22 protein-coding genes are annotated in these 20,726 nt (G+C 63.1%); 13 read left to right on the forward strand and 9 right to left on the reverse strand.

The genetic code is table 11. The features are described 5' to 3' along the window. Nucleotides 1-76: 76 nt before the first annotated feature. The 3 genes from AC56QX_RS21550 (at nucleotide 77) to glpX (ending at nucleotide 1,856) form a co-directional block, all read left to right on the forward strand. A complete protein-coding gene (locus AC56QX_RS21550; protein ID WP_497110476.1) occupies nucleotides 77-436 on the forward strand; it encodes a hypothetical protein in 360 nt (119 codons plus the stop codon). A 64-nt stretch (nucleotides 437-500) separates the two neighbouring features. After that, nucleotides 501-668: a Thivi_2564 family membrane protein gene (locus AC56QX_RS21555; protein WP_172228433.1), complete on the forward strand. Its 168-nt coding sequence runs from the start codon at nucleotides 501-503 to the stop codon at nucleotides 666-668. 204 nt (nucleotides 669-872) lie between these two features. Next, nucleotides 873-1,856, forward strand: a complete 984-nt coding sequence (glpX, locus tag AC56QX_RS21560) for a class II fructose-bisphosphatase (RefSeq protein ID WP_497110477.1) — start codon at nucleotides 873-875, stop codon at nucleotides 1,854-1,856. A gap of 28 nt (nucleotides 1,857-1,884) precedes the next feature. On the opposite strand, the gene AC56QX_RS21565 is transcribed toward glpX, so the two are convergent. Continuing rightward, entirely contained in the window at nucleotides 1,885-2,271 is a 387-nt protein-coding gene (locus tag AC56QX_RS21565) for a hypothetical protein (protein ID WP_497110479.1), read from the reverse strand. A gap of 37 nt (nucleotides 2,272-2,308) precedes the next feature. Here AC56QX_RS21565 and recJ point away from each other — a divergent pair, with 37 nt between their 5' ends. Further along, entirely contained in the window at nucleotides 2,309-4,090 is a 1,782-nt protein-coding gene (gene recJ, locus AC56QX_RS21570) for a single-stranded-DNA-specific exonuclease RecJ (protein ID WP_497110481.1), read from the forward strand. 7 nt (nucleotides 4,091-4,097) lie between these two features. Here recJ and AC56QX_RS21575 read toward each other — a convergent pair whose 3' ends face one another. The 3 genes from AC56QX_RS21575 to folE form a co-directional block, all read right to left on the reverse strand. Further along, nucleotides 4,098-5,069, reverse strand: a complete 972-nt coding sequence (locus AC56QX_RS21575; protein WP_497110482.1) for a patatin family protein — start codon at nucleotides 5,067-5,069, stop codon at nucleotides 4,098-4,100. A gap of 84 nt (nucleotides 5,070-5,153) precedes the next feature. Further along, a complete protein-coding gene (hisI, locus tag AC56QX_RS21580; RefSeq protein ID WP_497110484.1) occupies nucleotides 5,154-5,615 on the reverse strand; it encodes a phosphoribosyl-AMP cyclohydrolase in 462 nt (153 codons plus the stop codon). A gap of 42 nt (nucleotides 5,616-5,657) precedes the next feature. Further along, on the reverse strand, nucleotides 5,658-6,293 hold the full coding sequence (gene folE / locus AC56QX_RS21585) for a GTP cyclohydrolase I FolE (protein ID WP_497110485.1): 636 nt from the start codon (nucleotides 6,291-6,293) through the stop codon (nucleotides 5,658-5,660). A 240-nt stretch (nucleotides 6,294-6,533) separates the two neighbouring features. Between folE and AC56QX_RS21590 the strand changes: the two genes are divergently transcribed. Beyond that, nucleotides 6,534-6,980 (forward strand): iron-sulfur cluster assembly scaffold protein, encoded by a 447-nt coding sequence (locus AC56QX_RS21590; protein WP_497110487.1) that lies wholly within the window; start codon nucleotides 6,534-6,536, stop codon nucleotides 6,978-6,980. On the opposite strand, the gene AC56QX_RS21595 is transcribed toward AC56QX_RS21590, so the two are convergent. Then, nucleotides 6,977-7,894 carry a LysR substrate-binding domain-containing protein gene (locus tag AC56QX_RS21595; RefSeq protein ID WP_497110488.1) on the reverse strand — a complete coding sequence of 306 codons (918 nt, stop codon included), beginning with the start codon at nucleotides 7,892-7,894 and terminating at the stop codon, nucleotides 6,977-6,979. The two genes, AC56QX_RS21590 and AC56QX_RS21595, sit on opposite strands and share 4 nt — an antisense overlap. A gap of 333 nt (nucleotides 7,895-8,227) precedes the next feature. Between AC56QX_RS21595 and yidD the strand changes: the two genes are divergently transcribed. Next, nucleotides 8,228-8,602, forward strand: a complete 375-nt coding sequence (gene yidD, locus AC56QX_RS21600) for a membrane protein insertion efficiency factor YidD (protein ID WP_497110489.1) — start codon at nucleotides 8,228-8,230, stop codon at nucleotides 8,600-8,602. 149 nt (nucleotides 8,603-8,751) lie between these two features. Beyond that, complete coding sequence (blaOXA, locus tag AC56QX_RS21605; RefSeq protein WP_497110490.1) at nucleotides 8,752-9,579, forward strand: class D beta-lactamase; 828 nt, start codon at nucleotides 8,752-8,754, stop codon at nucleotides 9,577-9,579. A 57-nt stretch (nucleotides 9,580-9,636) separates the two neighbouring features. On the opposite strand, the gene AC56QX_RS21610 is transcribed toward blaOXA, so the two are convergent. After that, a complete protein-coding gene (locus AC56QX_RS21610; RefSeq protein WP_497110491.1) occupies nucleotides 9,637-10,428 on the reverse strand; it encodes an SAM-dependent methyltransferase in 792 nt (263 codons plus the stop codon). Between the two features lie 247 nt (nucleotides 10,429-10,675). Between AC56QX_RS21610 and thrS the strand changes: the two genes are divergently transcribed. Further along, nucleotides 10,676-12,652, forward strand: coding sequence for a threonine--tRNA ligase (gene thrS, locus AC56QX_RS21615; RefSeq protein WP_497110493.1), 1,977 nt, complete (start codon nucleotides 10,676-10,678; stop codon nucleotides 12,650-12,652). Between the two features lie 83 nt (nucleotides 12,653-12,735). Further along, nucleotides 12,736-13,674 (forward strand): lysophospholipid acyltransferase family protein, encoded by a 939-nt coding sequence (locus AC56QX_RS21620; protein WP_497110494.1) that lies wholly within the window; start codon nucleotides 12,736-12,738, stop codon nucleotides 13,672-13,674. A gap of 3 nt (nucleotides 13,675-13,677) precedes the next feature. On the opposite strand, the gene AC56QX_RS21625 is transcribed toward AC56QX_RS21620, so the two are convergent. Next, nucleotides 13,678-14,640, reverse strand: coding sequence for an RgsD C-terminal domain-containing protein (locus tag AC56QX_RS21625; RefSeq protein WP_497110495.1), 963 nt, complete (start codon nucleotides 14,638-14,640; stop codon nucleotides 13,678-13,680). A gap of 154 nt (nucleotides 14,641-14,794) precedes the next feature. Between AC56QX_RS21625 and AC56QX_RS21630 the strand changes: the two genes are divergently transcribed. The 3 genes from AC56QX_RS21630 (at nucleotide 14,795) to AC56QX_RS21640 (ending at nucleotide 18,068) form a co-directional block, all read left to right on the forward strand. Then, the gene (locus tag AC56QX_RS21630) at nucleotides 14,795-15,379 is read left to right on the forward strand and encodes a nitroreductase family protein (RefSeq protein WP_497110497.1); all 585 of its coding nucleotides are present in this window, start codon (nucleotides 14,795-14,797) and stop codon (nucleotides 15,377-15,379) included. Nucleotide 15,380: 1 nt separating this feature from the next. Then, nucleotides 15,381-15,989, forward strand: a complete 609-nt coding sequence (locus AC56QX_RS21635) for a flavin reductase family protein (RefSeq protein WP_497110498.1) — start codon at nucleotides 15,381-15,383, stop codon at nucleotides 15,987-15,989. Between the two features lie 177 nt (nucleotides 15,990-16,166). After that, nucleotides 16,167-18,068 carry a CASTOR/POLLUX-related putative ion channel gene (locus AC56QX_RS21640; protein WP_497110499.1) on the forward strand — a complete coding sequence of 634 codons (1,902 nt, stop codon included), beginning with the start codon at nucleotides 16,167-16,169 and terminating at the stop codon, nucleotides 18,066-18,068. A 2-nt stretch (nucleotides 18,069-18,070) separates the two neighbouring features. Here AC56QX_RS21640 and AC56QX_RS21645 read toward each other — a convergent pair whose 3' ends face one another. After that, a complete protein-coding gene (locus AC56QX_RS21645) occupies nucleotides 18,071-18,952 on the reverse strand; it encodes an HpcH/HpaI aldolase/citrate lyase family protein (RefSeq protein ID WP_497110501.1) in 882 nt (293 codons plus the stop codon). Continuing rightward, on the reverse strand, nucleotides 18,952-19,404 hold the full coding sequence (locus tag AC56QX_RS21650; protein ID WP_497110503.1) for a MaoC family dehydratase: 453 nt from the start codon (nucleotides 19,402-19,404) through the stop codon (nucleotides 18,952-18,954). The genes AC56QX_RS21645 and AC56QX_RS21650 overlap by 1 nt, the downstream gene beginning before the upstream one ends. A gap of 153 nt (nucleotides 19,405-19,557) precedes the next feature. Between AC56QX_RS21650 and AC56QX_RS21655 the strand changes: the two genes are divergently transcribed. Beyond that, the gene (locus AC56QX_RS21655; RefSeq protein ID WP_497110504.1) at nucleotides 19,558-20,682 is read left to right on the forward strand and encodes a DUF2336 domain-containing protein; all 1,125 of its coding nucleotides are present in this window, start codon (nucleotides 19,558-19,560) and stop codon (nucleotides 20,680-20,682) included. The last annotated feature ends 44 nt before the right edge of the window (nucleotides 20,683-20,726 follow it).

Below are 20,726 nucleotides of genomic sequence, written 5' to 3' on the forward strand. Positions count from 1 at the left end.
GCTACCAGCCGCGAATAGACCGGAACGAAATCGTTGCGGCGTCGTTCTCTTGGTCAGCAACCAAGGGAGCCACTTCATGGCCGATAACAACAAATCCGACACCCCTCACATCGACGACATCCAGAAAACGCTGGAAAAACAGATCGCTGAACTGCGCAAGGAGATCACCAAGATCAACAAGAGCATTTCGGCACGGGGCGCGGAAATGCTCGATGACGCCAGCGAGCAGGCTTCGGATTTCTACGAGACGGCGTCGGCGCGTGCATCGCGGACGGCACAACAGCTGCGCAGCCAGGCTCAGGCGGTTTCGGAAGTCGCCCGCGACAATCCGGGCACGACGACCGCCGTGGTCGGCGTCATCGGCCTGCTCGGCTTCCTGGCTGGAATTGCCGTCGGCCAGTCGTTGAACAACGACACATCGCGCCGCTGGTATTGAGCGCGCCGGCATTGAGCCGGCGTTGCCGGCTCCCGTTTCAAGAAATCATTTCCAGGAGGGCACCGTGGCTTCATCCATGCTGATCGGCATTCTGATCACATTTCTCGTCATCATTCTCGTTCTCTATCTCGTCCAGCGGCTGCCGCTCGACGCCAAGATGCGGCAGATCGTGCAGGTTATCGTCATCATCATCGGCATCATTTCGCTGCTCAAATACCTCGCGGTTTTCTAGGTCGCGAGACCCACAATTTGGACGTCTTCTGAGTGGCCCGGTCGTTTCCGACCGGGCCACAATCTTGTTGGGAATGCGCTTCAATCGATTGATATTGCTGACCTTTCGATAAAATATTCGGCAGGTCTTGCCGTTGTCATGCTCGTTTGACAAAACAGGCGCGCCTCCGGCGGGAGGCGACGTGCGAACGAGGATTTCCCGAAAATGAATGTGGCCCAGAACATTGTCGCCGGTCTTGACCGGATACTCACCATGGAACTGGTGCGCGTCACCGAAAGGGCCGCCGTCGCGGCCGCCAGGCTGCGCGGGCGCGGCGACGAGAAGGCGGCCGACCAGGTCGCTGTCGACGCCATGCGCCAGGAGCTCAACCGCCTTGCCATCAAGGGCACCGTAGTGATCGGCGAAGGCGAGCGCGACGAGGCGCCGATGCTCTATATCGGTGAGGAGGTCGGCACCGGCAAAGGACCCGCCGTCGATATCGCGCTCGATCCGCTCGAGGGCACGACGATCTGCGCCAAGAACCTGCCCAACGCGCTTGCCGTCATCGCCATCGCCGAGAAGGGCAGCCTGTTGTTCGCGCCCGACGTCTACATGGACAAGATCGCCATTGGTCCGGGCTGTGCAGAAGGCGTCATCGACATCGATGCCTCGCCGGCCGAAAACATCGCCAGCCTGGCGCGGGCCAAGGGCGTCGCGGTATCCGACATCACCACCTGCATCCTAGACCGGCCGCGCCATGCCAAGCTGATCGAGGCCGTGCGCGCCACGGGTGCCGCCATCCGGCTGATCGGCGATGGCGACGTTGCCGGTGTCATCCACACCACCGACCCGGAAGAAACCGGCATCGATATCTATCTCGGCACCGGTGGCGCGCCGGAAGGCGTGCTGGCGGCGGCCGCGCTGCGCTGCACCGGCGGCCAGATGCAGGGCCGGCTGATCCTCGACACGCCAGAAAAGGTCGCACGCGCGGCGAAGATGGGCATTTCCAATCCGAAGCGGATCTATCATGCGGAAGACATGGCGCGCGGCGACGTGCTGTTCGCCGCCACCGGCGTCACCGACGGCAACATGCTGGCCGGCGTCAAGTTCGGCCGCACCTACATCACAACGCACACGATCGTGCTGCGCTCGTCGTCACGCACCGTGCGCGAGATCAAGGCCCGGCACCAGGATCTGGATAAGTTCTAGACCTGCTTGCGAAGCCGCACCGCAGTTGCTAGCGCTTGGCTGCATCTGAACCCTGGCCGCGCAAGGATTGACGATGAATGCGTTCAATTGGCACGCGGATCCGATTTCGCGTGCCACGCCCATCACGAAATCCTATCGTAACACCCAGAATGCGCGCCGCTTTTTCACCCGCGAATGCGGCGATGCGTTCAGGTTCGATCGACTTTTCATGGCCTGGCTCAAGGACGGTCGGGAAAAGACGATGGGGGATGCAGCCGACGAATGGGTCCGGCGCCAGGCTGAAAAGCGGAAAGCGTAGTTCTTCTTGAATTTTCCCGCGATGCCACCCGCCGCGAACCGCTTGGCTTTGCCCGGCTTTAGGCCGTTGTTTGTGCCTGTCGTTGTTCCAAAAGCGATGCGCACTTTTGGGCGACATGCATTATCCTGCGGCCAACCATGAATTGGCAAAGCGCATGATGGGGGACAAGCGCCTCTTCCTCGATGTCAGGCAGTCGGTGACCGGTCTCTCCTGGGAGCATCGGCTGACCGAACGGCAGGACATGGTCGCGCTTGCCATCGCGCAGGGCCATGGCGTGCCCGACATCGTCGCGCGCGTGCTTGCCGGACGCGGCGTGACCGCCGATGAGACTGAGCGCTTCCTCGATCCGACGATCCGCGACCTGTTGCCGAATCCGGCCTCGCTGACCGACATGGACAAAGCCGCCACCCGCATCGCCGCGGCAGTGATGGCGAGGGAGAAGGTGGCGATCTTCGGCGACTACGATGTCGACGGCGCCGCCTCGTCGGCCTTGCTGAAGCGGTTCCTGACGCATTTCTCCATACCTTCGGAAATCTATATCCCGGACCGTATCTTCGAGGGCTACGGCCCCAATCCCGATGCCATGCGCGAACTCGTGTCGCGCGGCGCGACGCTGATCGTCACAGTCGATTGCGGCACCAACAGTGCCGTTTCCGTCGATGCGGCCAATGAAGCCGGCGCCGATGTCGTGGTGCTCGACCACCATCAGGTCGGCGGCGCCTTGCCGGCGGCAATTGCCGTCGTCAATCCAAACCGTGACGACGATCTCTCCGGGCAGGGGCATCTGTGTGCCGCCGGCGTCGTCTTCCTCACCCTGGTGCAGACCGCAAAAATCCTGCGTGGCCTGAGCGATGTCGCGCCGCCTGACCTGCTTTCGCTGCTTGATCTCGTTGCATTGGCCACCGTTTGCGACGTGGTGCCGCTCACCGGCGTCAACCGCGCCTTCGTCGTCAAAGGGCTGCAAGTGGCGCGCCAGCAGAAAAATGAAGGGCTGGCCGCATTGGCTCGGGTTTCGCGCATTGGCGAACCGGTCAGCACCTTCCATCTCGCCTATCTGATAGGTCCGCGCATCAATGCCGGCGGGCGTATTGGTGATGCCGCTCTCGGTAGCCGGCTGCTTGCGACGGACGATCCGGTCGAGGCGCGGACCATTGCCGAGACGCTCGACCGGCTGAACCAGGAACGGCAACAGATGGAGCAGGAGATGCTGGCCGCGGCGCGTGCCGAGGCCGATGCCGAGCTTGCCGGCGGCAACGGACCGGCGATCGTCGTCACCGCCAGCAACAACTGGCATCCCGGCATTGTCGGCCTGCTCGCCTCGAGGCTGAAGGATCATGCGCGCCGGCCGGCTTTTGCCATCGCCTTCAACGCTATGGGCATAGGTACCGGTTCGGGCCGTTCGGTGTCGGGATTCGATCTCGGCCGATTGGTGCGCGAAGCCGCCGATGCCGGGCTAATCGTCAAGGGCGGCGGCCATGGCATGGCGGCCGGCATCACCGTTGAGCGCGCCAAGCTCGGCGAACTCAGGGCATTCTTCGAGGAGCGGGCGGCCGCCGACGTGTTTCGGCTGCAGGACGAGGAAAGCCTGGCGATCGACGGCGCGCTTGCGGCCGAAGGCGCGACGCTCGGCCTGCTCGATGCGCTGGAAAAGGCCGGTCCCTTCGGCGCCGGCCACGTCGCACCGGTTTTCGTGCTGCCGCGCCATCGGTTGGCCGACGCCCGGCCCGTCGGCACCAACCACATCCGCTGCGAATTGCAGTCGGACAGCGGTGGCCGCATCCAGGCGATCGCCTTTCGCGCCGTCGACACGGTGCTTGGCGAATTCCTGTTCAAGAACCGGGGCAAGACCGTGCATGTCGCCGGCTCGCTGTCGGGTAATTACTGGAACGGCAACCGCACGGTGCAATTTCGCATCGTCGATGCGGCGCGGGCGTGAGGTTGGATCAGGCGAGAACGGTCTGCAGCCGGCTCAGTTCGCCGATCTGCGCCATCGTCGCCTGGTAGCCGAGCTGGATCGCCTCGTCGGCGCGATGGAACTCGGTGAGGCCGATATGGCTGAGCTTGGGCTGCAGCGACATGTCGGGCGGATCGCCGGCCAGCCTGGCGCGCGAGATGCGGTCCTGGATGATGTTAAAGGCTTCGACCATGACGCCGGTGATGCCAAGGCGCGTCTGATGCGACTGGTGATTTGGGTCGACGTGGCCGGCGCGCGGCGCGTCCTTTTCGACGACCAGTTCGCCGGCGCTGTGCTTGATCACGGCGGCGCGGCCGAACAGGTCGTAGTGGAGGTTGACCGCAACGACGAGCGGCTGCTCATAGGCGCGGCAGACCGATACCGGCACCGGATTGACCAGCGCGCCGTCTACCAGCACACGGCCGTTGCAGTTCACCGGCTCGAACACGCCAGGCAATGCATAGGATGCGCGCATCGCCGTGATCAGCGAGCCGCTCGACAGCCAGATCTCGTGGCCGGTGCGAATTTCGGATGTGACGGCGACGAACGGCTTGGCCAAATCCTCGAAACGAATACCGGCCATGTGCTCGCGCAGTCGTGCATCGAGCTTCATGCCGCCGAACAGGCCACTGCCACGCAGATTGAGATCGAGCAGGCCGAAGATGCGCCGCTTGGTGAGGCTGCGGGCGAATTCTTCCAGCTCATCCAGTTTGCCGGCGAGATAACAGCCGCCGACCAGCGCGCCGATCGAGGTGCCGGCGATCATCGAGACTTCGATGCCGGCTTCATCGAGCGCGCGCAGCACGCCGATATGCGCCCAGCCTCTGGCGCAGCCGCCGCCAAGGGCGAGCGAAATGCCTGTTTTCCTTGCCGGTGTTTGCTCGGACGCGCCACCGGACGAAGCGGGGCCGTTGGCCTCTCTCACGTCCGGTCTGTTACGCAATGACGCCCACTCGAGCATCACGATCTCCCTTGTCCCAAGGCTAATATACGGACGGGCCGTATCGAAATGATGAATCTGTGTGGTTGGTGTTAGGCAGAAGGTTCAAGACGATGGCTTCCGATACGTGGTTTCCGCATCGAACAGCGGCTTGCTGCCATCATCGGCAAGTGTCGCCTTGCCGTCAACCAGCCCCACCGTCCGATAAAAGCATGAACGCCGGCCGGTGTGACAGGTTGCGTCGTGGCCCAACACTTTAACGCGAAGCCACAATGCGTCCTGGTCGCAGTCGGTGCGCATCTCGACGACGTGCTGGAAATTGCCCGAGGTCTCGCCCTTTTTCCAAAGCGCATTGCGCGAGCGTGACCAGTAGTGGGCGATGCCCGTCTCCAGTGTCAGCGCCAGGGCCTGGGCATTCATATGCGCGACCATCAACAGTATGCCGTCTTCGGCATCGGTGACGACAACGGTGACAAGGCCTGCGGCGTCGAAGCGCGGTGACAACACCGCGCCTTCTTCCAGGGCCTTCTTGTCTGACGGAGCTTTGGGAAATTCCAGTGCCGACATCGCCGGTCTATTTTCCTGTTGACCGTGACGCCGGCGAGGGGCTTACGCCCCGCCGCCGCGCACCATGGTGACAAAACGAACCTGCTCTTCGGGCGTATCCTTGAACACGCCGGTGAAAGTCGAGGTGAGCGTGGTCGAGCCTTGCTTGCGGATGCCGCGCATGGCCATGCACATGTGCTCGGCCTCGATCATGACGGCGACGCCGCGAGGGTTGAGCACATCCTGGATGACGCCGGCGATCTGCGCGGTGAGCGCCTCCTGCGTCTGCAGGCGATGGGCGAAGATATCGACGACGCGGGCGATCTTCGACAGGCCGACGACCTTGCCATCCGGCAGATAGCCGACATGCGCCTTGCCGATGATCGGCACCATGTGGTGCTCGCAATGCGAATGGAATGTGATGTCCTTGACGATGACGAGATCGTCGTAGCCGGCGACCTCCTCGAAGGTGCGGCCGAGTTCCTCGGCCGGGCACATGTCGTAGCCGCCGAACATTTCGCGATAGGCCTTGGCGACGCGCTTGGGTGTGTCGATCAGCCCCTCGCGGACCGGATTGTCGCCTGTCCAGCGCAGCAATGTGCGCACGGCGGCCTCGACTTCAGCTTCGCTCGGCCGGTCGGTGACCGGCTTTTCCATGTAGGCGGACTGGGGCATGAGTTTCTTGATGACGGCATCCATAAAAGGCGTCTCCCGTAGTTCCTCTCCAAGGAGGAACGAGTTGAACGGACCACGACCTTTCGGTGTCGGAAACTCGCCCCGTTTCCAGCCCCGTAAGCGGCGTGAACTTCCCGGCCAGGACAGTGGCGCTCATCGCCTTGTCGTTACCGGACTGCCAGCATTATATAAGATCGTAGCGAGCGAAAGGAAGACGCAGCAGCGGCAATCGCTGTTCGCTTGGCGGCGACGGATTGGAAAAAAATGATCAACGATGTCTATAACGCGAAAATTCTCGGCTTTGCCGGAAACATCGCCCGCATCGGCCGGCTCGATCATCCCGACGCGACCGCGAAGGCGCATTCCAAGCTGTGCGGTTCGACCGTTACCGTCGACCTCAAGATGGAAGACGGCGTGGTCACGGACTTCGCCCATGACGTGAAGGCCTGCGCGCTTGGCCAGGCGTCGTCCTCGATCATGGCGCAGCATGTCGTCGGCGCCAGTGCCGAGGAATTGCGCACGGTGCGCGACACGATGCTAAAGATGCTGAAGGAAAATGGCGAGCCGCCTGAGGGGCGCTTCGCCGATCTGAAGTACCTGGAACCGGTGCGCGACTACAAGGCGCGCCATGCATCGACCATGCTGACCTTCGACGCCGTGGTCGACGCCATCGGCCAGATCGAGAAGAAGCGCGCCGAAGAAGCGGCTTAGGCGTGCTCCTCCAGCGCGTGTCTGCTTTCAGCAAACTCGCCTCTTAGCCAGTCGGCGAACGCGGCTGCCGGTTCCGAAAGATCGCGCAGATTCCTCGCCACCAGCCAGTAGGCGCCGGACGCAACGTCGATGTCGAACGGCTTGATCAGCGCGCCCGATTCGACTTCCCCGCCGATCTGCAAGAGATCGCCAAGCGCCACGCCATGTCCGAGCAGGGCGGCCTGTTTCGACAGCGACGCATCCGCCAGCATTGGGCCGCGCGCGGGCACAGCATCTGCGGGCACGCCGGCCGCTTCGAACCAGCGCGCCCAGCCCTGGCGATTTTCCTCGTGCAAAAGTGTGTAGCGGGCAAGGTCGATCGGCTTCTCGAGCGCAGGGCCCGAGGCAAGCAGTGCCGGCGACAGAACCGGTGAATCGACGGTCGAGGCAAGCCGCTCGGCCAGACTGCGAGGCCAGGAGATGGCATGGGCGCTGAAGCGTAGGGCAAGCTCGGGCTGATCGCTGCGGAATTCGATCAGCCTAGGGTCGACTTCGAGCGAGACATCGATGTCGGGCCGCAATTGGCGAAACCGGTTGAGCCGGGGCACCAGCCAGACGGAGGCAAGCGAGGGCTCGACGCTGACACGAACCACGGACTGCGCGGGGACAGCGACCAATTCCGAAAGCAGTCTGTCGATGTCATCGAAACTCCTGACCAATTGGGCGAGCAGCCGGCGGCCCGCATCCGTCAGTTCGACGCGGCGATGATGACGTTCGAACAAGGGCTGGCGCAGGAAGGTTTCGAGCTCGCGAATCTGCCGGCTTATCGCCGCCTGCGAGACGAAAAGCTCCTCGGCGGCCCGGCTGAAGCTCAGATGCCTGCCCGCCGCCTCAAAACTCCTCAATGCCGTCAACGGCAGGCGTCCGCGCTTCATTTCGCATAATCCAAGGTTATCCGAAGTGGAAATTATACTCGTTTGAAGGCCAAGGCCAGCGGCGGTCTAATCGCATCAAAGGAGACCGACCATGATCCAGTTCCTGAACATTTTCAGCGATGTCATGCGGATCGCAACGTTTCAATGGCGTGACGAAAGGCACCATGCAAAGTGCAGCGAGGAACATGTCAGACCCGACCGCCGGGCGCCTCCTGTCGACCGGCAGCCATTTCGCCGCTCCCGCCCATGACAGCACGGGGGATAGGGGGCGGGGATTGCGTTCTCCCGACGAAGCCCACATCTATCGCTGGAGAACGCGATACGGAGACCGCGGTGCACGACCCGCATGGGCATGCCCACACTGCCAGGCCGCCGGGGCGCGGCCGCAACTGGCCCGGCCCATGGCGCAAGACGCCTGGCCGTCTCCTCGGCACGTCGTTCGTGCGCCTCTACCAGCTGACTTTGTCCGGCTTTGTCGGCAATTCCTGCCGGCATTTGCCGACCTGTTCGGAATACGCGCATGAGGCGATCGCCCGCCATGGCCTGTGGGCGGGCGGCTGGATGGGATTTTTCCGCGTGCTGCGCTGCGGGCCCTTCGGTACGCATGGCATCGACCGGGTGCCGGAAGTGCTGGCCGATCGTTATGTCTGGTTCATGCCGTGGCGGTACTGGCGGATCGGCCGCAAGCACGCCGAAACGAAGCCATGATTGCGCCGGTCACGCCTCGGGCGGCAGTGCGCGTTTACGATCCGGTAGGGTTAACGCAAGCCTGCACAAAGACTGCGCATTTGAGACAAAATCGAGACAAGAGACCCCGCTAAGCCCGCTCGCGAACACCCCTTCTGGAGCGAGCTTCAATGCGTAACATCGACCGTCTTCCCTTTATCCTGGCTGGAGTCCTGTTCCTACTCGCCTGGCTGCTGGGGTTCCCGATGCGCGCGCAGTCGGCGCCGCTTGGGGGTGTGCAGTGCACGTTGATCGCCGATGCGGCGAGCGGCAAGACGCTCTATCAGGACGGCACCTGCGACCAGCGCTTCAGCCCTGCCTCGACGTTCAAGGTGCCGCTTTCGCTGATCGGCTATGATGCCGGAATCCTGAGCGACGAGCACACACCGACCTGGGACTACAAACCCGAGTTCAATGCGGTGAAACGGGATCAGAAGACCGTCGATCCGGTGATCTGGGAGCGGGATTCGATTATCTGGTTCTCGCGGGAGATCACGCGCCGGCTCGGTGCCGAAAAGTTTGCCGGCTATGTCTCGAAACTCGGCTACGGCAACAATGACGTCTCCGGCAATCCCGGCAAGAATGACGGCCTGACCCATTCCTGGGTGAATTCCTCGCTCAAGATCACGCCGGTCGAGCAGGTCGATTTCCTGCGCAAGCTGCTGGCGCGCAAGCTGCCGGTCTCAGCCAAGGCCTACGACATGACGTCAGCCATCATCCCGACATTCAAGGCCGGCGGCTGGACCGTGCAAGGCAAGACCGGCAGCACAAGGCTGGCCAACGATGCCGACAAGATCAGGGACGAGCGCTCGCTCGGCTGGTTCGTCGGCTGGGCGAACAAGGACGGCCAGCAGATCGTCTTTGCCCGTCTTATCGTCGACACCAAGCGCACCGATGTGCCGAAGGGCTGGAGCACACGCTCCGGGTTTCTGAAGGACCTGCCTCTGCTGATGAAATGAGTCTGGTCTCTACGCAATTCCGGACGGAAAACCGCTGCACACTTTTCCTGGAATTGCTTAAGCGCTTCGGCGGGCACGGATGATGTGGCCGCCGGAGTTGGCCGTCGTTGCCTTCGGCGCCCCGGAAAGGCGGGCGGCGATATCGCCGCTCTCGATATCTTCGATCTCCTCGAAGCCGAGATCAGTCAGGGATTTCGCCAGGTCGGTTGGAACAAAGAAGCTGATCCATGGCTCCCCGACAGAAGCGACGCGCCCCGCATGGAAGGCCAGCGCAGCCTGTCCCGCCGCATCGCGGTTCTCAGCCGGTTCGCTGTAATCGAACACGACCTCCGAGCCGGGGACGCCGGCAATCCAGGACAGCGTTTTGAAGATCGCTTCTTTCGTCAGGTAGGGCACGACCCCCAGCCACATGAAGAAGCTGGGCTCGGTCGACTGCAAACCGGCCGCAGCCAGTTCCGCGGGCAGGCTTTGCCGCTCGAAATCGACTGGCACGAATGTGGTGGCGGCTGGCTCGGCAAGCCCGCTATCGGCAATGCATTTGCGTTTCCAGGCTTGCGTCGCCGGATGGTCGACTTCGAATATCCTGAGATCCGGATACGGATTGCGCAGCGAAAACGTATCGAGGCCGGCGCCAAGCACGACGAGCTGCCGGATGCCGCGACGGACCGCCGCCGCCAGCCAGTCCTCGGCAAAGCGGGCGCGCGCGGTGACGAACAGGCGCATGCGCCGGCGGCGCTCGTCTTCCTGATCAAGCTCCTGCGCCGCGGGAGCAGCTTCGCCCAGAATCGCGATCGCGTAGGGATCGCGAAACAGCCCCGCTTGCGGTGAAAACTGATGCAGGGCCCTCATGCGTGCGACGCCAAGGGCGGTTCGGCTGGGTGTTGCTTCTTCCATATCGACAATTCCAGGCTATTGCGGCGATGTTCGCAAGCCTGGGCGACGAGCCTGCGACATCTCTGGCGACATTTCCTGACGGCTGGGCCAATCAGCGCTCTTTACCTGACGCGGCACTGCCTCTAAAACCCGCCCGCTTGCCGGACGCATCCGGCCCCCACGACCACCCGCGCTCGTTTGCGGGACTGGATAGGAGATCCATATGCTGAATTCCGTTTCCCTGACATTTCCCGATGGCTCCGTCCGCGACTACGACGCGGCGATGACCGGTGCAGGTCTTGCCGAATCGATCTCGAAGTCGCTGGCCAAGAAGGCCGTCGCCTACGCCATCGACGGCACCGTGCGCGACCTCTCCGACCCGCTCGGCAAGTCCGGCAAGGTCGAGATCATCACCCGCGACGACGCGCGCGCTCTTGAGCTTATCCGCCATGACACCGCGCACGTGCTGGCGGAAGCCGTGCAGGAAATATGGCCGGGAACGCAGGTGACCATAGGACCGGTGATCGAGAACGGATTCTATTACGACTTCGCCCGCAATGAGCCGTTCACCCCGGACGACTTTCCGGTGATCGAGAAGAAGATGCGCGAGATCATCGCGCGCAACAAGCCGTTCACCAAGGAAGTCTGGTCGCGCGACCGGGCGAAAAAGGTGTTTGCCGACAAGGGCGAGCGCTACAAGCTCGAGCTGATCGACGCCATTCCCGAGGACCAAGATCTCAAGATCTATGCGCAGGGTGACTGGTTCGACCTTTGCCGTGGCCCGCACATGGCCTCGACCGGCCAGATCGGCAACGCCTTCAAGCTGATGAAGGTGGCCGGCGCCTACTGGCGCGGCGATTCCAACAACCCGATGCTGACGCGCATCTACGGCACGGCCTGGGCCGACCAGGCGCAGCTCGATGCCTATCAGACGATGCTGGAGGAGGCCGAGAAGCGCGACCACCGCAAGGTCGGTCGCGAGATGGACCTGTTCCATTTCCAGGAAGAGGGGCCGGGTGTCGTGTTCTGGCATGCCAAGGGCTGGAAGATGTTCCAGAACCTGGTCAACTACATGCGCCGCCGCCTGGACGAGCAAGGCTACCAGGAGGTCAATGCTCCGCAGGTTCTGGACAAGAGCCTGTGGGAGACGTCAGGCCATTGGGGCTGGTATCGCGACGCCATGTTCAAGGTGACGGTCGCCGGCGACGACACCGACGACGACCGGGTCTTCGCGCTCAAGCCGATGAACTGCCCGGGCCACGTGCAGATTTTCAAGCATGGGTTGAAGTCATACCGCGATCTTCCCGTAAAACTTGCAGAATTTGGCAATGTGCATCGCTATGAACCGTCGGGCGCACTGCATGGGCTGATGCGCGTGCGCGGCTTCACGCAGGACGATGCGCACATCTTCTGCACCGAAGAGCAGCTCGCGGCGGAATGCCTGCGCATCAACGATCTGATCCTATCGACCTATGCCGATTTCGGTTTTGAAGAGGTCAGCGTGAAGCTGTCGACACGGCCGGACAAGCGGGTCGGCACCGATGAGGCGTGGGATCATGCCGAGGCGATCATGGGCAATGTTCTGGAGACGATCAGGACGCGGTCGGGCAACCGGATCAAGACCTCGATCAATCCGGGCGAGGGCGCTTTCTATGGGCCGAAGTTCGAGTACGTGCTGAAGGACGCCATCGGCCGAGAATGGCAGTGCGGCACGACGCAGGTCGACTTCAACCTGCCGGAACGCTTTGGTGCCTTCTACATCGGCTCGGATTCGGAGAAGAAACAGCCCGTCATGGTGCATCGCGCCATCTGCGGTTCGATGGAGCGGTTCCTCGGCATCCTGATCGAGAACTATTCCGGTCACTTCCCGCTGTGGTTCGCGCCGCTGCAGGTGGTGGTGGCAACGATCACCTCCGAGGCGGACAGCTATGCGACCGAGGTGGTGGCAAAGCTGAAGGCTGCCGGGCTGTTGGCGGAAGCCGATCTGCGCAACGAGAAGATCAACTACAAGGTGCGTGAGCACAGCCTTGCCAAGGTGCCGGTCATCCTCGTCTGCGGCAAACGCGAGGCGGAGGAACATACGGTCAACATGCGCCGGCTCGGCTCGCGCGACCAGGAATCGCTTGGCCTTGCCGAGGCGATCGCGCAACTGACCGAAGAAGCGGTGACGCCGGACCGCAGGCGCAAACGCGCGGCCTGATCCGCATAGTCCCCAGGAATGGCGGTGGAGTGATCCACCGCCATTTTCATATCCCTGTCACGCCGATCTTGTAACGAGCCCCCATGCTCAAGCTGAAATTGCGCGAAAAACCGTTTCCCGAGCTTTCCTATGCCAATCCGCGCCAGCCGGCGCTGACGCGCTGGGTCATCCATTCCATTGAAGGCCTGTCGGGGCGCGACCGTTATGCCGCGCTCTATGATTTCTGGCGCCGCCAGGTGGTGCCATCAGGCGAGCGCGTGTTCAGCCGCATGCTCGACCTGATCGATGTGCGGATACGGACCGCCGACCAATGGCCGCCCGCGCCGTTACCGGATACACCGCTGGTGATCGTGGCCAACCATCCGTTCGGCATCGGCGACGGCATTGCCGTGCTTTCCCTGGTGGAACAACTGGGGCGGCCGTTCCGGGTGATGATCCACAAGGATCTGCTCAAGATCCGCGAGATGGAGCCCTATTCGCTGCCAATCGACTTTTCCGAGACCAAGGACGCGTTGAAGAACAACATGGCCGTGCGCCACGAGGCGGTGCGGCTGCTGAAGGAGGGTGTCACCATCGTGGTGTTTCCCGCCGGTGGTGTCGCCACCGCGCCGAAAGGCTTTGGCCGGGCGCGCGACCTGCCATGGAAGATGTTCCCGGCACGCCTGGTCCAGGATGCCAAGGCGTCCGTCATTCCGATGCATTTTTCCGGGCAGAACGGCAGGCTGTTCCATCTGGTCAGCGGGCCGATGAACATGGCCGAGCGCGATGGTCGCGTGGCCAAATTCGTCGGCAAGGCATCGCTGACACTGCGCCTTTCGATGCTCATCCACGAATTCGCGCGGCTGTCCGGCAAGGCGATCGACGTGCGCGTCGGCGATGTTCTGAGCTGGGATGAACTGGAGCCGCTGCGCGACCGCAAGGCGTTGCTCGACCGGCTGTATCGCGGTGTGTTCGACTTGGCGCCGCAGATGCCGCGCCGCCGGATACCCTTCCTGCCGGCGCGGACCAAGCTGGCCGCCTGAAGGCTAGTCGGCGCCTTCTTCCGGGTCCATGGCCGCGGCTTCAGTGGCCAGAACTTCGATCTCCTGGTTCTGTCCGGCCACGACCGTGAAATCCTTCTGGTAGATGCGGTCGCGGTTCTTGGCGATGATGGTGTAGTCGCCTTCGGCAAGCACCATCGAGGCAAAGGCGCCGACGGTCTCCTTGATCGGATCGCCGGATTCGTTGAGCAGCGACCACGACGTGTCGGCGATCGCCTCGCCGCCGGTCTCGCGCACCAGTTTCATCGTGATCTCGGCGGCGTGGTGCTCGACGGTGGCTTCGGTCAGCTTGCCGGCCTCGACGCGGATGTCGGAACGGATGACCGCGTTGACCGCGCCGTAGGTCGAGACGACATGGTAGATGCCGGCATTGAGCCGCACGACGCTGTTGGGCTCGACATCGGGAATGATCAGCGCGCGGTCGCCATTGGCTTCGGCGGTACCCTCATAGATCGAGAAGCGCAGTTTTTTGGGCGGAATACGAACGCCGCCGGATAAAACCGCGTCGAGCTTCAAACCGCCGGCATCGAGCACCAGGCTTTCCCGCTTGGCGTCCTTGCCGACAGTGATGCGCTTGGTGGCGCCGGCGCGGCCGTAGGAGGCATGAACCAGATAGCTGCCGGGTTCGAGCTGGAAGACGGCGTTGCCGCCATGCGCGGAGGCAACCATCGGCAATTTGCCATTGACGGCTTCGGGCTTGAAGACACGCCAGACGAGGCCACGGGTGATGTCGGTGCCTTTGTCGGTCAGTTGGGCCGACAAAGTGATGGTGCCACCGCCGCCAAGCGCCAGCGGGGTTTCGCTCTTCGGCGTCGCATAGCTTGAAATTCCGGGAAGTTTCAGGTCGCTAACGCCGTCCTTTTCCTGCGCAGCAGCCATGGAGACCGGCAGCAGGAACAGCACGGCGCAGAGCCAGACCAGGAAAAGACGCAGTCGCCCCTCAAACATGCCTTGCGTTGAAGCCCATGGCGGTGGCAATTTCAAGGCTTAAGAGTCCGATCCGTGACTCTTCAGCCCGGCGCTTGCGCGCCTTTGCCCGAGCCGCCCGAATTCCCGATGGTGCGCTTCAGCTCAAAACAGAGTGTTTAGGAGACTTGCGCCCATGGCGTCGCCGATCATCGACTTCCTGCTGACCCGAAATTCAGCGCCGATTCCCGACCTCAAGGAGCCGGCGCCGAGCGATGCCGATATCGCAACGATGATTGCCGCCGCCACGCGCGTGCCCGACCACGGCCGGTTGGAGCCCTGGCGCTTCATCCTCTATCGCGGCGATGCTCGGATCGAGATAGGCAGACAACTGGCGGCGCTCGCCGAACAGCGGGAAGGGCCGCTGCCTGAGAGCCGCCGCAACCAGGAACTGGCGCGCTTTTCGCGCGCGCCGCTGGTGATCGGCGTGGTGTCGGTGCCGAAGGAAAATCCCAAGATTCCGCAATGGGAAATGTTCCTGTCGGGCGGCATGGCGGCGATGAACCTGATGATTGCAGCCAATGCGCTGGGCTATGGCACCAACATGATCAGCAACTGGTATTCCGACGTACCGGAGGGCAGGGCAATCCTCGGACTGGCACCGAAGGAGCGCGTCGTCGGTTTCGTCCATATCGGCACTCACGCCGGCCCGGCGCCGGAGCGGCCACGGCCCGATCCGGCAAAACTCTATGCCGATTACTCAGGGCCTTGGGCGGGCTAAAATGTTCTACGAGCCGTCCAAGGGGCACGGGCTGCCGCACGATCCGTCGAAGGCGATCGTGGCGCCGCGCCCGATCGGCTGGATATCGACATTGAACGGGGCAGGCGAGATCAATCTCGCACCGTACTCCTTCTTCAACGCTGTTTCGACGCGGCCCTTCATCGTCTGGTTTTCCTCGGAGGGCGAGAAGGACAGCGCCGCTTTCGCCCAGGAGACCGGCGAGTTCGTCGCCAATCTGGTCGGTCGCGATCTTGCGGAGAAGATGAATTACACCTCCGTCAACGCACCGCGCGGCGTCAACGAGTTCGTCTATGCCGATCTCGCCATGGCGCCCTCGCGTCTTGTCAGACCGCCGCGCGTGGCGGCAGCGCCTGCCGCGCTGGAATGCCGGGTGACGGAGGTGTTTCGCCCAAAGGCGCTGGACGGAACGCCGACGAGTGCCGTTGTCGTCGCCGGCGAAGTGGTCGGCGTGCACATTGACGATGCCTTTTTGAAAGAAGGCCTGTTCGATATCACCAAGGCCGGCAATGTCGCTCGTCTCGGCTATATGGACTATGCCAGTGTCAGCGAGGTCTTTTCGATGCGCCGGCCCCGCTGGGGCAAGGAGTAGGCTTCAGACCTGGCTCCCGTCAGCCGGCCCGCGCGCTCGGTATGCGGCAGAGAGATCCATTGCGTAGCCGCGAGCACGCGAATAGCGATTCCCCTTCCTCCAAACACAGGCTAAGAGAGCGACTTCGGCGGTGCGTTGGCGCATCGACCTTGGGGATAGTGCGGGGGCACAGGCGGCATGAAGAAACGAGACTCGCTGGGAACCCGGCTGCGCTACGGCTTCGACAAGAGCATGGCCGCCGGCCCGATCGCGCTGATTGGCTGGCTCGCCGTCGTCTCTCTGCTGATCATCATTGCCGCCGCGGCCTTCCTTGCAGTGACCCGTATCGCGCCGGAAGGTGGCGAGCCGCTGAACTTTTTCGAAGCATTCTGGGAATCGCTGATGCGCACGCTCGATTCCGGCACGATGGGCGGCGACACTGGCTGGGCTTTCCGTCTCGTCATGCTGGTCGTCACGCTTGCCGGCATCTTCGTCGTGTCGGCTCTCATCGGCGTGCTCAGCGCCGGCGTTGATGGCAAGCTCGACGAATTGCGCAAGGGCCGTTCGCGGGTGCTGGAGGCCGATCACACGATCATCCTCAACTGGTCGCCGTCGATCTTCGACGTCATCTCCGAACTCGTCATCGCCAATGCCAGCCGCCGCCGTCCACGCATCGTCGTCATGGCCAATATGGACAAGGTCGCTATGGAGGACGAGATCGCGGCCAAGGTCGGCAAACTGGGCAATACGCGCATCATCTGCCGCAGCGGCGACCCGACCGATCTCTACGACCTGGCGATCGTCAATCCGCAGAGCTCGCGGTCGGTTGTCGTGCTGTCGCCGGATGGCGACGATCCGGATTCGCAGGTCATCAAGACAGTGCTGGCGCTGGTCAACGATCCGAACCGCCGCACCGACCCCTACAACATCGCCGCCGAGATCCGCGATGGCAAGAATGCCGAGGTCGCCCGCGTTGTCGGTGGGGCCGAGGTGCAGCTCGTGCTGGCCGACCAGCTGATCTCGCGCATCGTCGTGCATTCGAGCCGGCAGTCTGGTCTCAGCGGTGTCTATTCGGAACTGCTCGATTTCGACGGCTGCGAAATCTACACGACCGAGCAGCCCGATCTCACCGGCAAGACCTTCGGCGAGGCGGTGATGGCCTATGAGCATTGCGCGCTGATCGGGCTTTGCGACCAACAGGGGCGCGTCAATCTCAACCCGCCATCGGACCTGGTGATCGGCGGGGATTTGCGCGCCATCATCATCGCCGAGGACGATGCCGCGATTAAGCTCGGAAGCACCGGGATCAAGATCGATGCGGCGGCGATCCGTGGGCCACGGTCCATCGAGGCGAAGCCGGAGCGTACGCTGATCCTCGGCTGGAACCGGCGCGGTCCGATCATCACCTATGAACTGTCGCGCTACGTCGCGCCTGGTTCGATCCTGACCATCGCCGCCGACACACCTGGCCTCGAGCAGGAAGTTGCCGGACTGCCGGTTGCCGGCGATAATCTGTCGGTTACCTGCCGCATCACCGACACGTCGAGCAGCGCAGCACTGGTAAGCCTGGACGTGCCTTCCTACGACCACGTGCTCGTCCTCGGCTACAGCGAAACCATGGCAGCGCAGCCGGCCGATACGCGCACGCTGGTGACGTTGCTGCATCTGCGCAAGATCGCCGATGACGCCGGCCTGCACATTTCCATCGTCAGCGAGATGATCGACGTGCGCAACCGCGAGCTTGCGGCGGTGACCAAGGCCGATGATTTCGTCGTCAGCAACCGTCTGGTCAGTCTGATGCTGGCGCAGGCGTCGGAGAACCAGTATCTCGCCGCGATCTTTGACGATTTGCTCGACGAGAAGGGCTCCGAAATCTACATGCGCCCGGTCGCCGACTATGTCGCCATCGACCAGCCCTTGACCTTCTGGACGATCGCGGAATCGGCGCGGCTGCGTGGCGAGATCGCCATAGGGTACCGGCGCATCCGTGAGGGTGACACCGACCAGCGGGCGCTGGGCGGCGTCACCGTCAATCCGCTGAAGTCGGAGGCGCTGGCCTATCTGCCGGAGGACCGGATCATCGTGCTGGCGCGGGACTGAGACTAAACGGAAACGCCTGCTGCCTTGGCCCGAGCCAGCAGCCGTTCGGCCAGCCGCAGATGCGGGCGGTCGAACATCTTACCGTCGATGCCGACGACGCCGGGATTGCCCGCCGCCGCGAATGCGTCGACGATTGCCTGGGAGTGCTTCACCGCCTCGGCCGAGGGCGTGAAGGCGGCGTTGATGACGGGCACCTGATCGGGGTGGATCGCCATCTTGCCGGTGAAGCCGTCACGCTCAGCCTCAGTGCATTCAGCGGCGAAGGCCGCCATGTCACGAAAGTTCGGGAACACGGTGTCGATCGCAGCGACCTCCGCGGCACCGGCCGCAAGGATGGTCATCAGGCGAGCATGGCGGAACACGTCGGTATAGCGGCCGTGCTCGTCGCGGGCTGTGCGTGCGCCGATCGCCGCCGAAAGGTCTTCCGCGCCCCAGGTGAGGCCGGCAAGCCGTTTGCTGGCGCCGGCATAGGTCGCAGCGGCGAGCACGCCCGCCGGAGTTTCGGTGATGATCGGCAGGATTTTGATCGCACCGTCGGGCAGGCCGTTCTCGGCCTCGCGAACCCTGAGCTTTGCCGAGAGCTGCTGCACATCCTGGCCGCTGTTGGACTTGGGCAGCATGATGCCGTCGGGCTTTGCCGGTATGAGCGCGGCAAGATCGTCGTCCGTCAGGCCGGTCGAGAGGTCGTTGACCCTGACATAGATCGCCGAGTTGGTTTGCGTCCTGCGCTCAATAACAAAGCGTGCCGCAATCGCGCGCGCGGCCGCCTTGTTCTGCGGCGCCACGGAATCCTCCAGATCGACGATCACCACATCGGCGCCGGCGCCAAATCCCTTCTCCAGCTTGCGCTCGGAATCACCGGGGACAAACAGCAGCGAGCGCATCAGGACGCCTTCTTCAGCATCATCGCTTGCCTGGTGCATTTGGCGACGAGATCGCCATGCTGGTTGTAGGCGCGGTGCTCGAATTCGACGATGCCGCGATCGGGCTTCGATTTGGACTCGCGCACCGAGATGACTGTGGTCTCGACGCGGATGGTGTCGCCGTGGAAGACCGGGTGCGGAAATACGGTTTCCTTCATGCCGAGATTGGCGACGGTCGTGCCGACCGTGATGTCGTTGACCGAAATGCCGATCATCAGGCCGAGCGTGAACAGCGAGTTGACCAGCGGCTTGCCCCATTCACTCTTGGCGGCGAAATCGAAGTCGATATGCAGCGGTTGCGGGTTCAGCGTCATCACCGAAAACAGCATGTTGTCGCTTTCGGTGACGGTCTTGCGCAGCGTGTGCTGGAAGACATGGCCGACGACAAACTCCTCGAGATATAGCCCGGCCATTTTCCGTCTCCTGCGCTGATTGACGGTTGATAGGCGCTGCATTCAGCGCTCGCAAGCCAGTTAATGAACATGGTGAACCGTTCGTAAACCATTTCTGCCTACCGTCCTCAGCGGGGCCGGAAACCTTCCGGCATGGGGCGTAAGCAGACGGGCATGGTTGTTGTTTCGCATTTCCTGAAATGGATCTACACGGCAAGAGTGTCCGAGCGCGCCGCCGCGGCCAATGCGCTGGCCCGGGCCTATGTCAATTCCGAATTGCCGTTCGAGGAACGCTGCGCCGCCGAAGCGGCGCTGACGCTGCTGCTCGACGACGCCTCGTCGAAAGTGCGGTTGGCGATGGCCGAAGCGCTCTCGATGAGCCACCACGCGCCGCTGCAGATCATCAGTGCGCTGGCCTCCGACCAGCCGGAAGTCGCCGGTGTCGTGCTGGCGCGCTCGCCGCTGCTCACCGATGCTGACCTGATCAACCGCGTGGCGTCGAGCCAGAAGGCAACGCAGAAGCTGATCGCCGACCGGCCCGTTGTCTCGATGGCGCTGTCGGCGGCCATCGCCGAGATCGGCGAGGCCGAAGCCTGCGCCGTCTTGCTGGCCAACAGCGGCGCCGACATTGCTTCGCTCAGCTTCCGCCGCATGGCCGAACGCCACGGGCACCTGCCGCTGGTGCGCGAGGCGCTGATATCGGATATCAGGCTGCCTGCCGACTGCCGGCACATGCTGCTCATCAAGCTCGGCGAGACCTTGAAGACATCGCCGCTGGTCATGGCGTTGATGGGCGCCGCGCGTGCCGACCGCGTCATGCGCGACGCTTGCGTCAAGGCTTCGGTGACGCTGATCGAAGGCACGCGCCAGGAAGAACATGCGGCGCTGATCGAGCATCTCAGGCTGCGCGGCGATCTCACCGCGAGCTTCCTCATCCGCACCATTGCGCATGGCAAGGTCGATTTCTTTGGCTCCACGCTGGTCGCGCTCAGCCAGCAGTCCGAGCCGCGGGTAAGGACGCTGCTGGCTGGCGGGCACGACGTGGCCTTGCAGGCGCTGTTCCGAAGCGCCGGCCTGGCCGCCGCCACGCATGCGATCATCCTGCGCGCGCTGAAAATCTGGCGCGAAGTCGCCAATGGCAAGCGCGTCGCTGGCGTTCAGGAAGTCAGCTGGCTGATGCTGAAAGAGGTGGGCGGGCAATCCGCCGAAGGCGATCTTGCCGCCCTGATCAAGTCGATCCATCTCGATGCGCTGCGCGAGAATGCGCGTGGGCACGCACTGGCGATAGCGGCAGCCTAGAGCGTTTCACCGTTTCATGGAAACGGCGAACCGCTCTAACTCTT

The sequence above is a fragment of the Mesorhizobium sp. RCAM 06353 genome (assembly GCF_059683585.1).